This is a genomic window from Aquimarina sp. AU119 (genome assembly GCF_900312735.1).
In the GTDB taxonomy this organism is placed as follows: domain Bacteria; phylum Bacteroidota; class Bacteroidia; order Flavobacteriales; family Flavobacteriaceae; genus Aquimarina; species Aquimarina algiphila.
Genome location: NZ_OMPF01000016.1, coordinates 1 through 12,914, shown reverse-complemented (window position 1 = coordinate 12,914; position 12,914 = coordinate 1). Strand labels below are relative to the sequence as shown.

Annotated in this window: 14 protein-coding genes, 1 tRNA gene and 1 pseudogene; 7 read left to right on the top strand and 9 right to left on the bottom strand. The window is 30.8% G+C overall.

Features of this window, described 5'->3' with window-relative positions; translation table 11 throughout:
- Window positions 1–420: 420 nt before the first annotated feature.
- Window positions 421–606 carry a hypothetical protein gene (locus DK442_RS28635; RefSeq protein ID WP_235010968.1) on the top strand — a complete coding sequence of 62 codons (186 nt, stop codon included), beginning with the start codon at window positions 421–423 and terminating at the stop codon, window positions 604–606.
- A gap of 82 nt (window positions 607–688) precedes the next feature.
- Window positions 689–976: a hypothetical protein gene (locus DK442_RS28630; protein ID WP_235010967.1), complete on the top strand. Its 288-nt coding sequence runs from the start codon at window positions 689–691 to the stop codon at window positions 974–976.
- Between the two features lie 169 nt (window positions 977–1,145).
- Here the strand turns inward: DK442_RS28630 and DK442_RS15040 are convergent, their stop codons facing one another.
- The 8 genes from DK442_RS15040 to DK442_RS14995 all read right to left on the bottom strand — a co-directional run bounded on the left by DK442_RS15040 (window position 1,146) and on the right by DK442_RS14995 (window position 10,531).
- Entirely contained in the window at window positions 1,146–2,531 is a 1,386-nt protein-coding gene (locus DK442_RS15040; RefSeq protein WP_109436719.1) for a hypothetical protein, read from the bottom strand.
- A 39-nt stretch (window positions 2,532–2,570) separates the two neighbouring features.
- Complete coding sequence (locus DK442_RS15035) at window positions 2,571–3,653, bottom strand: adenylate/guanylate cyclase domain-containing protein (protein WP_109436718.1); 1,083 nt, start codon at window positions 3,651–3,653, stop codon at window positions 2,571–2,573.
- 74 nt (window positions 3,654–3,727) lie between these two features.
- Window positions 3,728–4,183, bottom strand: coding sequence for a DinB family protein (locus DK442_RS15030; RefSeq protein WP_109436717.1), 456 nt, complete (start codon window positions 4,181–4,183; stop codon window positions 3,728–3,730).
- A 755-nt stretch (window positions 4,184–4,938) separates the two neighbouring features.
- The gene (locus tag DK442_RS15015) at window positions 4,939–6,030 is read right to left on the bottom strand and encodes an alkene reductase (protein ID WP_109436714.1); all 1,092 of its coding nucleotides are present in this window, start codon (window positions 6,028–6,030) and stop codon (window positions 4,939–4,941) included.
- A gap of 16 nt (window positions 6,031–6,046) precedes the next feature.
- Entirely contained in the window at window positions 6,047–7,651 is a 1,605-nt protein-coding gene (locus DK442_RS15010) for a DHA2 family efflux MFS transporter permease subunit (protein WP_109436713.1), read from the bottom strand.
- A 4-nt stretch (window positions 7,652–7,655) separates the two neighbouring features.
- The gene (locus tag DK442_RS15005) at window positions 7,656–8,690 is read right to left on the bottom strand and encodes an HlyD family secretion protein (RefSeq protein WP_109436712.1); all 1,035 of its coding nucleotides are present in this window, start codon (window positions 8,688–8,690) and stop codon (window positions 7,656–7,658) included.
- Window positions 8,691–8,698: 8 nt separating this feature from the next.
- Window positions 8,699–10,048, bottom strand: a complete 1,350-nt coding sequence (locus tag DK442_RS15000; RefSeq protein WP_109436711.1) for a TolC family protein — start codon at window positions 10,046–10,048, stop codon at window positions 8,699–8,701.
- Window positions 10,049–10,099: 51 nt separating this feature from the next.
- Complete coding sequence (locus tag DK442_RS14995; protein ID WP_109436710.1) at window positions 10,100–10,531, bottom strand: MarR family winged helix-turn-helix transcriptional regulator; 432 nt, start codon at window positions 10,529–10,531, stop codon at window positions 10,100–10,102.
- A gap of 92 nt (window positions 10,532–10,623) precedes the next feature.
- Between DK442_RS14995 and DK442_RS28865 the strand changes: the two genes are divergently transcribed.
- The 4 genes and pseudogenes from DK442_RS28865 to DK442_RS28855 all read left to right on the top strand — a co-directional run bounded on the left by DK442_RS28865 (window position 10,624) and on the right by DK442_RS28855 (window position 11,073).
- The gene (locus DK442_RS28865; protein ID WP_109436709.1) at window positions 10,624–10,761 is read left to right on the top strand and encodes an RteC domain-containing protein; all 138 of its coding nucleotides are present in this window, start codon (window positions 10,624–10,626) and stop codon (window positions 10,759–10,761) included.
- Entirely contained in the window at window positions 10,727–10,864 is a 138-nt protein-coding gene (locus tag DK442_RS28255) for a hypothetical protein (RefSeq protein WP_160114204.1), read from the top strand. The genes DK442_RS28865 and DK442_RS28255 overlap by 35 nt, the downstream gene beginning before the upstream one ends.
- A 9-nt stretch (window positions 10,865–10,873) precedes the next feature.
- Window positions 10,874–10,951 (top strand): annotated as a pseudogene (locus tag DK442_RS28860) (RteC domain-containing protein); the annotation flags it as partial.
- The gene (locus tag DK442_RS28855; protein ID WP_109436708.1) at window positions 10,948–11,073 is read left to right on the top strand and encodes an RteC domain-containing protein; all 126 of its coding nucleotides are present in this window, start codon (window positions 10,948–10,950) and stop codon (window positions 11,071–11,073) included. The pseudogene DK442_RS28860 and the gene DK442_RS28855, both read left to right, overlap by 4 nt.
- Before the next feature lie 354 nt (window positions 11,074–11,427).
- Here DK442_RS28855 and DK442_RS14975 read toward each other — a convergent pair.
- Window positions 11,428–11,512, bottom strand: a tRNA-Ser gene (locus DK442_RS14975).
- Window positions 11,513–11,683: 171 nt separating this feature from the next.
- Between DK442_RS14975 and DK442_RS14970 the strand changes: the two genes are divergently transcribed.
- Window positions 11,684–12,736, top strand: coding sequence for a M28 family metallopeptidase (locus tag DK442_RS14970; RefSeq protein WP_109436707.1), 1,053 nt, complete (start codon window positions 11,684–11,686; stop codon window positions 12,734–12,736).
- Window positions 12,737–12,914: the final 178 nt, after the last annotated feature.

Sequence of the window (12,914 nt, the reverse complement as noted above, 5' to 3'; positions counted from 1 at the left end):
TTTGGGAATTGGAGATTAATTTTGTTCTAACCTTTTCTTTAGAAATCGTTGAATTATTTCTATTATAAAATAAAGCATTCCAATTAGCTTAGAACGCTTTCTGAACATCTGAAGGATAGTATTATACTCCTGTTGATTTAGAAACACCCCAAAATACTGGCTATGAAATTTTATAAGATGATTTAGCGTTTAGTCAACAGTACGATGACTATATGAGATTAGATTTAAAATTAGGTTTTACATTAAATAGTAATAAGAAGAAAACATCTCACAAATTTTACATTGATCTACAGTACATTACCAATAGAGACAATATTTTTGTCAGAAAATGTAATAGAATAACCAATAATGTTGACCAAATAAATCAAGCTGGTTTTTTTCTTGATTTTGGTTACCGATTTCAATTTTAAAAACAAAATAATGATGCATGAACAGGTTATAGCATTTTTTAAAAACTTTATCAAGTTAGAAGAAAAAGATATTCTTCTTATTGAAGAATTAACGACGGTAAAAAAATCAAAGAATAAGTTCATTCTTACTCAAGGTAAAGTATGTTCCTTTGTCGCATTTATAAATAGTCGTGCTTTTAAGGGTGGTATTCTGTAGACGGTGAAGAGTATAATAAGCAATTTTTCTTTGAAGATGGATTTTGTACAGACTATTCAAGTTTTTAATAAGCAAAAAATCGTTGACTCATTTACAAGCCATTGAGGATAGTACGGTAAATGTACTTGAAAAAAAAGATGTAGATCATATGTATAAGACAATACCAAACTTTGTAGAGTTTGGTAAGTTATTGGCAAAAAGTTTATATATAAAGGTGTGTGATATAAAAGCTTCTTTTATTCTAAATACTTCAGAAGAACGATATTCAAACTTAGTAAAAGACTGGCCTCAAGTAATACAAAGAGTACCGCAATACATGTTAACATCATATCTTGGAGTTACCCCCGAGGCTTTAAGTATGATAGTATGAAATAGAATCAGATAGTTTAATTGCTCTTTTCAAACTAAGGCAAAGAAAATCTTCTAAAAATTAAAAAAATAATAATGATAAAAAAGTCAAATCTGATCACTCTAGTATACATAACTTTTGGTTGTTACTTAAGTTTTGCACATTACGTTAGTTCCACGATTTTGTCGATTTATTGAAAAGATAAACTCTCCATTAACATGGAAATGTCTTCTGAATGAGAATTGATGATAATCAAATATGTTTTATCCTTCAAGAATTTTATATAAGTAAATTCAAAACTTACGTCCGGTTTCCATTCTTTTAACTCTTCAAAACTTTCTTTTATCAAATCTAACTTATGTTGGTTTTTATCTGTAACAAGGATAATCTTGGTTATTGGATGAGTCTTCATTTTTTCAATGGTAAGGGCATCTAATTTGTATTCATATTCATTGATATTCGAGTATCGATGATTCTTTAATAATTTTTTGTAGGCTTCCTTATTTTCGGAAATCACGAATCGTTGCATTAATACAAAGTCAATGTCTTCCATCCAACTCGGAAATTCTTTGTCAAAAACAGCAATGTACTCGTTTATAAAATCCTGGTCAATCGTTCTATTCTTATCAAAATATTTTTCAACCAAAGGATATATTTTCTGTGCCATATTAGAAATGAATTTGTTTCTATACCAATTTCCTTCAGGGAGCTTTCCTGTTAATTCTCGATATAGATATCCATTGGCAATAGAAGTGGTGATAGCCTCATTAAACAGAAGTTGAGCGTAATTTGATGATTTTGAACTATTATTTTTGAACCAAGATTCAATATCCTTCTTTACACTAAGTGATTGCTCATCATATACAATATGTGAGGACTCATGAAATAGTACAGCTAAAAGTTCTTCAAAATCTTCAAATCCTTGAGGGATTCCCGCTATTGCTATATTGTAAAAAGCTGTAGCATTAAAACCTCTTTTCCGTGCATTAGGTATAGGGTACATAGAAAGTTTAAAAGGGATTGAGAAATCCCAATTGGATTCGTGAAATTTTATAGTTTGTTTAAATAGCTTGTCTATGTCTACTTTTGAAATTAACTCACGGGTTTTCTCTATCTGTTGATTGAACTTTAATCTACAAGGTTCAAAAACTAACTCGTCATAAATTGGTTGAAACTCCAGCAAAATCTCATATAGCTTGTTTAAATCATGATTCGGAATTATGCCAAATGACTTTCTTTTAAATTCATTAAGGTCTTTGCTTTCAATAAGGTTTCTTCCTAAAATAAAATAGGTATTACCCCCAATCTTATTTCCATAAGGATATTGAGGGTATTCATATTGATAAAAAATATTTATTTTCGCAAAATGATCTATAAGATCTCTATACTTTTTTGTGTCATATTTTGAGTTTTTAAAAACCTCTTTATATGGATTGGATGGATAATTTGGGGAAAGATTATTTAAAAAATCAAGTGTTGCATAATTTTTGGAAAAATCTACATTAAAGGTCATTTTTTGTGAAAAACAGCTAAAAGTAGATAAAGCAAAAAATAAGATGAGTAAATAAGTTTTCATATATTCTATTTTTAATTCCTTTATAAACAAAGGCAAATATTAAATAAATATTGGTTGATTATTTTGTTTAGTAACGTTATATATATCAATTCTTTTTGTTTTCCCTTTTAATACTCTAGTATCTATATATTCTATATCTATGTTGATTGGTGTAGAGAATTCACTCTCAAAAAAATGTTGAGATACTAGAAACTTTTTTTCAAGTGTTTTACATAAGCCTTCAATTCTTGCCGCAACATTTAAAACATCCCCATGGTAGGCTATCATTTTTTTTATTTCACCTACTTCACTTACCATAACAGGGCCAACATCTGCACCAGCTTTAAATGATGGAAGAACATCATATTTTTTTTGGTAATACTCCTTTCTTTTAAGAAGAACCGACTCATAATTAAAAAACAACTCCACTAGATATGATTTATTTCTAGGCGTGTTTTCCCAGTGTAAAACAACTTGATCTCCTACATATTGATATACTTCTGCGTCATATCTATAAATCACTTGTGTCAAATCTTTAAAGCAGTCTTGTACTAAAGAACTATAATTATAATGTCCCATTTGTTCTGCTAAAGTTGTTGAGTTGTCTAAATCTAAGAATAAAAAAATACGATTATCTTCTTTGGGTTTTCGGTATTTGCCAATTAAAAAATTTAATAATGTTTTATGCCCAAGATGTTGATTGATTTGGCGTAGAAAATTTACTAGAAAGCTAATTAAATAAGAATATAATAATAGTAATAAGAAACCGTTTTCAGTGGTTACAAATTTAAATGCATTTGTAGTCTTAATCCCAAGTTCTACGGCTTGATTGGAAAAGAAAAAAGCAACTTTATATATTACGATTAAAAATACAATGACATGTAAGACACTTTTTAAAAATATTTTTAAAAAGTAAGAATCACGTAATAAGTTATAATCAAACATCACATAATCCATAGTTTCAGTAACAATTCCAGAAATTAATGCTACAGGAAAGCTTACAATTATTAAAAACAAAAGGGAGTCTATTGGATTTTGAAAATCATTTAAAACATAGGAAAGAGAAATCTGGAAGGTAATAAAAAAGGATAGCCAAACCGTCACGGTTAAAAAAAGGTATCTCAAATATCTTGTACTAATCATTATTTATCGTAATAAGTTCTGTGGATAAATTTTCATTTTGAATCAGATAAAAACATAATCTATGACACATCTTTTTAAATAAACTTTCGAATATTCATCATACACCCCAAGTGTAACCCTTCATGGTAATTGTTAAACTCAAAAGCATCTTTTAACGAACTTAAATGAAACCCTGTTCCTGTCATTCTTTCATTGAAAGTAACAAACCTCTTATTATAAAAATCTATTTCTGTTTTTTCAATTAAGGATATTAAAAGTTCTTTTAGCTCCTTAATCTCATCTGCAGTAGTTTGTTCAGTTGGTTTTGTACCTGGCTTATAAAGTTCAAATAATTCTCCAGAGATATATTCTTGGATATTAGATGACTTATATATTAAGGCCTGTTGTGCAACTATTATATGTCCAATATTCCATATTAGATTATTACTAAATCCTTCAGGAATTTTATTCAGTTGTTCCAAAGAATACTTGTCAAAGTATTCTAAAAATAAATTTCTACTTGTTTTCCAAGTTTTAAATATTGATTCCATTTTTATAATTATCTATAATTATTAAGCTAACCTAACTGCTTTGCTTTGAATTTAGGGTCATATTTAATAAAAAATACAATCCAAATATTTCTTGATAGCCTACCGATAATTGGGGAACTAATCATCAGCAGGCATACAATTACTTTGAAGCAATTAATTAATATTAAGTCAAAAACTAAGAAACTTAATAAAAAGGTTATTACAGCCAATAAAACACTTAAACCATGACCTACATACCATGCTCCAAAGAAAAATGAAGTTTTTTTAATTTTGTAGAACATAGGAAACATATTTCATGCATTCTAAAAAGTTTAGACAAAACAAAAGGGTTTGAGTTTGTATACATTTTACCTTTATGACATCTCGAACATTCCCCTTTTAATATGGTATGCATTATATTTTCATTTTCAATAATTTTAACCCTATTTATTATTATTCAGATGTGCAAAGGAAAGTTTGTTTACCCTTTTATTCCCTTCTTTTTTTAGTCTAATGACTTTCATATGAGTTTCAAGTTCATCTAGATGTAGTATTTTTATTCCATCTTCTTTTTTCAATGTTTTATTAGTGTTGAAAACCTCATAGACTTTAAGGCATATATTGTATATATGCTTCAATTCACATTTATAGCAAAATATTTTATCATTTTGATATAATAACTTTCCAATGGATTGGTTAAAGATCCCCAGTAAAATTTCAGAATTCTTATTGTTTTCAAAATTATATATTACAATCATTATCATCTATTAAAAGTTCTATCCTTCTAATGTTTCATAGTCAATGTATCCTTCTTCACCTCCTACATAGTATGAACTTTCATCCGGTACATTAAAATCTGCTTCTAACATAAACCGTTTGGGCAAGTCTGGATTGGAAATAAATAATTTACCAAAAGCAACAACATCTACAATACTATTGAATATTTCAAAGTCTGCTTTTTCTAAAGTATACCCTCCATTTCCTACAATTTTTCCTTTATAATATTTACCCAAGGTTGCACTTACACCATTTAAAAAATCAGAATTTTTATACGCTGTAGCATCTTCAATAAGATGTACATAAGCCAAATTATAAACGTTGAGTTCTTGTAATAAATAAGAATATAAACCTAATGGATTACTATCACTTATATCATTAAAAGTACTTAGTGGAGATAATCGTACTCCCACTTTTTGTAGGCTGAAATTTTTACGGACTTCTTTAATTATTTCGATTAATAAACGTGTTCGGTTCTGGAATGAGTCACCATATTCATCCATCCGTTTATTGGTGCTATCTCTTAAAAATTGGTCAATCAAGTATCCATTTGCTGCATGAATTTCAATGCCATCAAAACCAGCATCAAGTGCATTTTTTGCAGCATAACCAAACTGTTTAATTATGTCCTCAATTTCAACAGTTTTTAATGTTTTTGGAGAAACAAAAGCCTTCATTTCATTTTGAGGAGAAGTATGTATTAATCCTTCTGCTTTTATAGATGAAGGGGCTACAGGTATTTCTCCTCGTTGGGTATTGGGGTGAGATATTCGTCCCCCATGAAACAACTGTATAAAAATTTTACTTCCAGCTTGGTGTACTGCGTCTGTTACTTTTTTCCAACCAATTACTTGCTCTTTGGTGTAAATGCCTGGTGTATTTGGGTAACTTGTTCCTTGCAATGATACCTGAGATGCTTCTGATATTATTAAACCTGCACTTGCACGCTGTGCATAGTACGTTGCCATTATAGGAGTTGCAATTCCATCTGCGGTAGCTCGACTTCTTGTCATGGGCGCCATCACTATGCGGTTTTTTAATTTTAATGCTCCTAAATCAGTGGATTCAAAAAGTATACTCTCTAATTTCATTTTAATTGTATTTGGTTTAATTTTTTTTGTTTAAATAAACTTTTGTTGCAATAATTACAGGTGCTGCACATAAAAACACCATAGAAATAGCAAAAAAGGTATTTTGAAAAGCTAAAACTGCAGATTGAACGTTCAATGCAATATCAACGGTTCCAAGCGCTGCGTTTTTTGCCTCTGTTGGATTATACCCCCTTGAAATAAGAGCCTGTGTAGCCCCTTGTACTCTTTCACTAAAAAGAGTGTTGTATGGGGTCGTGTGTTGTAATAGGTTTTTTCTATGAAATGCCATTTGATGTGCTAAATAAGTGGGCAGAAAAGCCATAGCAAATGAACCTCCACATTGTCTTCCAAAATTGAACAGTCCTGTTCCTGTTAATAACTCATTGCCCTTTAATTCATTAAAAGCAATAAAAATTATAGGTACAAACAAAAGCCCCAGTCCAAGTCCCCTAAGCATAATTGCCGGAATCATATCTGGGAAACCAGATATTACAGTAACATCTGATACTAAAATCATAGAAGTTATTACGCAAACCACACCTAAAGCAGCACTTGCAAAGGGAGGAATTTTTTTGGTGTCAACAATGATAGCACTAGTTATCAACCCCAAAAGAATGGAAATGCCACTTGGGAATAACGTAAATCCTACAGCAGCGCTCTGATACCGAAGTACATTCTGAACAAAGCCAGGAATAACTGCTCCACTTCCAAATAAGGCAAAACCAGAGACAAAACTTATTAAAAATGCTAATGAGAAAGACGAATTTCTAAATACAGAAAAGTCAATTAATTTATAGTTCTGATGATCTCTTTTATTTTGAATAAAAAATAAAACAAATCCGATTAGTGCTGTAATTGATAATATTGTTATTTTTTGTTCCTCAAACCAATCGTATCTGGACCCTTCCTCCATAACGAATTGAAATGCACCCAGTCCTATTGATAGCCAAATAGCATTCAGCCAATTGATTTTAGATTGATTTTCAGAACTTTTAGGTAAAACAAATTTTGGTATTTGATTAATTAATGGGATTGCACATATCCCTATGATTACCGTAAATAAAAATATTAGCTGCCATATATAGTGATAAGTAAGCCAACCACTAAAGGCAGGAATAACATTAGGTCCTAAAACAATAGCCAAGCTAAAAATAGCTTGCACGGTTCCTTGCTTTTTAATGGGAAATATGGTGAATAAAATTGCTTGAGCAACGGTATAAAAAGCAGCACTACCTGCACCTAAAAACACTCGACCAACCATAAAAACACCTAGGGATGTAGTAGTACCGGATAAAAGAGCCCCTGTAATAAAAATTGAAAGTGAGTATATAAATAATTTTTTCCCCCCTATGATTTTAGTAAATTGAACAGAGAGTATTAAGAAAATTAACTTGGATATAAAGTATCCAATATTCATCCAAACTATTTCGTCTGCCGTTGCACTTAAAAAACCGGCAATTTCATCAATAGCCACAGATGAAGAAGTGGCAACCAAAATATCTAATGCTGCACAAAGTGTGACTCCCAAAAGTATAAGCCACTTTTTTCTTGCAGCTAGAAATAGAGGGATCCCTAAGTTAATTGTAACACTTTTATTTTTTGTTGTAGTTGCTGTATTCATGTTACTATTTGTTAATTACTTTGATAACAGCACTCATTCCAGCTCGTAATTTTTCATCTTTTATTTCATTCTCATTAAATAGAATTTTTACAGGTATTCTTTGGGTAACTTTTGTAAAGTTCCCCGTTGCATTATCCGCAGGAAAAAGGGAGAATTTCGCTCCTGTTGCTGCCGCAATGGATTCTATTTTTCCATTAAAATGCTTGTTAGAAAATGCATCTATTTTAATTTCGACATCTTGACCTTCTACCATTTTAGCCACTTGTCCCTCTTTAAAATTTGCAACTATCCACAACTCTGAAAAATCTGTTATGGCCATAAGAGGCTGTCCAAGTCCTATTACTTGTCCCGCCTCTATCATTTTGCGGGATACTACGCCAGACGCAGGAGCTATAATTTCTGTGTAGGAGAGTTTTAGCTCTGCGTTTTGTACTTGAACCTTGGCAGCTTCAATAGCAGCATCTATACTACTTATCTTTTGCAAGGAAGCATTATACTGACCATTAGATGCATTATATTGTTGCTGCGCAGCCGTAACTTGTGAGGTAACTACATCAAAATTGGTGTTGATATCATCAATTTTAGATTGTGGTATAATGTCATCTTTACGAAGATTGGTAAAGCGAACTATATCTGTACTTAATCTTTTTTTCTTTGCTTTTGCTACAGATATACTGGTAAAAGCCGCTTGAGATGCTGATTTAGAAGCTTGAACTACTGCTAAGGCGGCAGCTTTCTCTGCTTTTATTTGTGCTAAACTTGCTTTGGCCTGCGCGTACATTAACTCTATGTCACTCTTATCTATACGTGCTAGGATCTGACCTTTTTCAACGTATTCGTTGTCATCTACTAAGACTTCTAGTACTTGTCCGCCTATTTTGGGATTCACTTGATAAATATGACTTTCTACTTGGGCATTATCAGTTTTCTCATATTTTAAATGCCCGACGAAAAGGTAACAGCAATATATTAACGTCATTAAAAAGATAGATATAATTGCTATTTTCTTAGTGTTTTTTGTATTTCTTGTATTTTCCATTTTTTTTATTACATAAAAGTTGATTGCCAAATTTTTATTCCTTTTGCTTGTTGTAGTTTATATTGTGCCATTATGCATTTGTATTCCGATTCTAATAAGGATAATTGTGCGCCGGATAATACTACTTCGGTATCTAATAAATCCAAATTCGTAATTAATTGATTTTCATATTTTTTACGAGCTTGCTGTACTGCTATTTTGGCTTGCTGAATTAATATTTTATTGTTCTCGTATTGTTTATAGGCATTCTCTAAAGTTCCTAATGCAGAAGTTATTTCCGTATTTATTTTTGTGTCAATTTCTTTGAGATGCCATTTGCTGTTTTCAATTTTTGTTTTCGAAATTTCCTTCTCGTGCTTTACTTTGGAACCCTGAAATATAGGAACCGTTACTTTAGCAAATGCAGCATAATTAAATCTGAATTCATTTAAATCAGGTAAATATCCATTGTGAAAACCGGTAGTTCCACCTATGGTTATAAAAGGTAGATTCCCCTTATTTGCTAATTTTTGACCACTTACTAATATGGAGTCTATATGTTTTGCAATTGCTAGTTCATTTCGAATTTCTTCTGTGATGACCGCTTTTTTATTGCGTTGTTTTTCAATGTTTAGAACTCCTTTTATAGATATTTCCTTAGCATTGGTAGACCAGCCCATTAGTTCCCCTAAATGAAGCTTTAGATTATTTAAAGAGTTTTGTAGACCAACTTTTTTATTTTGCGCACTTGTTATTCTTACATCTGTATTTACTTGGTCAAAACTTGTAGCTAACCCATTGTCAACAAAACCATTAATTCGTTTTAAATTTCGCTGTAAAGAAGTTATAAGCTCATCCTGAACATTAATGGCACTTTCGGTGAATAAAATTGTAGTAAAAAGCTCTGTTGCTGCATAAGTAAGCTGCTTTTGCGCAGCTTCTAAACCTTCCTCTGAAATCAACTTTTCAATTTTAGATATGTTGATAACCTCTTTTGTTCTCCCGAAATCGTAGAGTACATATTGTACTCCTGCATATACATTGTAGTTATCATTTGGGAACAAAGGAAGAACGATGGGATTATCTCCTATAGGTAGGGCTACCTCTGAAACTGGGTCTACATAAGTGAATGAACCCTCAAATATCATTTTAGGGTATTTATAGCTTTTAGCCACATCTATGTTTGATTGAGTTATTTTAATTTTACCTTCGGATTGTTTCAATAGTGGGTTATTCTCTAGAATAATCTCTAACACATTTTGTAATGACAGAGAATCAGTAGTGTTTTGTCCGTTCATTATGTGTATTCCAAAAAAGATTAGAACACCAAACAAAACTTTAGTTTTAGCAATTTTTACAGTGACTTTATTTTTTTTCATTATAGTTAAATAGTATTTAGTGGTATAGTGTACTATTAGTTCAAATTTTTTCTATTTGAGATTTTTTTCTATTTGATTTAAGACTTCATGAAAGACGATTAACTTCTCATTAGATATATTTTTGTGGGCTTCACTTAAAGTGTGTTCAATAATAGGCTCAAGTTGTTTTTTAATATTTTTACCAACTTCGGTTAAATATATGACATTAGCCCTCCTATCTGTTGGATGAGGGGCTCTTTGAATTAATTTTCGCTTTTCAAGACCATCTATAATTTTAGTTACGCTTGTTTTGAATTTACCAACACTTTCACCTAATTCATTTTGGGTCTTACCATCACTCTCCCATAATACAACCAACATCTTAAGTTGTTCTGCGGTAATATCAAACCCTTTTTTTATAAAATTCTGATTTATTTTATTAATTAAAAGCAAAGACACGTTACGTATTTTATAACCTGTTGTTTCGTTTAAATTTTTAATCATAATTATGTGGTGTCAAATATTTTCAACAAATATAATATAATTTAGTAGTATAGTGTACTATTTTTAATATTTTTAATTAAAATGTGTGCTTAATGCATGCTTTGGATGATTTACATTTTTTAAGAGACAAGGTATATATAAGGCTACATCCTGAAACGTTTCATTTTTTTACTGATAAAGAATTCTCAACCAGTCATGACAGCAGTTGTAGCAACAATTTTAGCTTATGATATGCTTTTAATTCATCTAGAAAAAGAAACGGATAAATTAGATAATAGTAATGGTATGGAAACAGAAAATGCCTCAATTCAAAAGCAATCAAGGCTCTTTTAGACCAGTAGTAAAACTAATTTGATTGAACTAATTTATGCCCTGTATAGCAGTGGAGCAGTTAATAATGGAAATGACGACAGCTTATGAAACAGCTATTTAATGTGGAATTAAGGAATTACTATCATACTTTTATAGAGTTTAGGTCTTCTAAATCAAACAATACAAAATTTTTGAATATATTCAGATACATGCTTTTAGCTGTTCTATAGCGTTCTGCTATTCCTGCAGCAAAGTCACTAACAATAAGTTTATTAACTTTCTTGTTATATTCTTCAAAAATTTCCAGTAACATTCGTTTATCGTAATCTTTACCTAAATAAGAATCCCTAAGTGTATCGGCTTTATATTTTTTAATATAAAAAAGTAATAAAAAATAATTATACTAAATCCTTTATTTATAAGGTTTTAAAGTTTATTAGGGGTTAGCTGAAGAGAGATGAAAGTGACCCTGAATTACCCCCTTTTTCTTTGGCGATTTTTGTTATTATTTGGCATTTAATAAAATTAAAAAACCCGTAAACATAGTGTTTACGGGTTTTTAGCGGAATTTGCTAATTCCTAAGCGGAGAATGAGGGATTCGAACCCCCGGAGGTGTGACCCTCAACAGTTTTCAAGACTGCCGCATTCGACCACTCTGCCAATTCTCCAGTGTTTAGTCTCATCAGGTATTCCCTGAATGCGGGTGCAAATATAATAACCTTTTTTAATTCTGTAAAGATTTTTTTCAAATAATTTAATGTAATTCGTTTTAAGAAAATATTCACTTATCTATATGGGTCTAAATGAGTATCTTGTACGATATTAAATTAAATGTTTGTATGAAAAACACATTATTATTAGTTGGCTCATTTATTATCTGTTGTTGTGGGAACTCTCAGAATTCTTCGATAGATTATCCAGAGGTGGATACAGATGCTATAAATATGGAGTTAGCCGCAGTTACTTATGCAGAAACTATTACTACTAATGAATTGAAAGAGTACTTGTATACTTTTGCAGGAGATGATTTTGAAGGTCGTGATACTGGTGAACCAGGTCAGAAAAAAGCAGCAGAATATTTAAAAAAGCAATATAAAAGAATGGGAATACTTTCTCCATTAGGAGGAGATGATTACTTTCAAGAAATACCAGCAAGCTTCTTTAGAGGAGGAATTAAATCATCAGAAAATGTTCTGGCATTTATAGAAGGAACTGAAAAACCAGATGAAATTGTCGTTATATCTGCACATTATGACCATGTAGGAGTTGATGGAAACGGTGGAGTATTTAATGGAGCTGATGATGATGGTTCTGGTACAGTAAGTATATTAGAAATAGCACAAGGGTTTATGAAAGCAAAAAAAGATGGGTTAGGACCAAAAAGATCCATTTTGTTTTTGCACGTTACAGGTGAGGAAAAAGGATTGTATGGATCAAAATATTATACAGAAAACCCAGTGTTTCCATTAGCAAATACGGTTACAGATCTTAATATTGATATGATAGGAAGGATCGATAAAAATCACGAAGAAAAAGATAAGAATAATTATGTGTATTTGATTGGTAGTGATAGATTAAGTACTGAATTGCATGATATCAGTGAAAAAATGAATTCAATTCATACAAAGTTGGATTTAGATTATACTTATAATGCAGAAAATGATCCTAATCGATTCTATTTTAGAAGTGATCATTATAATTTTGCTAAGCACAATATTCCTATTATTTTTTATTTTAATGGTGTTCATGAAGATTATCACAAACAAACTGATACAGCAGATAAGATTGAATATGATCTTATGGCTAAACGTGCAAAACTAGTTTTTTATACTGCTTGGGAAGTAGCAAATAGAAAAGATAGAATTGTGGTTGATGGAATAGGTAAAGAATAAGAGTAGTGTTTATATCATTGAGTCGTCCTAAAATAGGTTGACAATTTTACGATATTTAATTTAGTCCTGTGAAGCTAGCTTCACAGGATTTTTTGTTATGTATAAAATTAGGTGTTTTTAAATTAAGACTCCAATGTGGTCTTTTATTATTATAAGTTTCTATGGATTGTTCTATTAA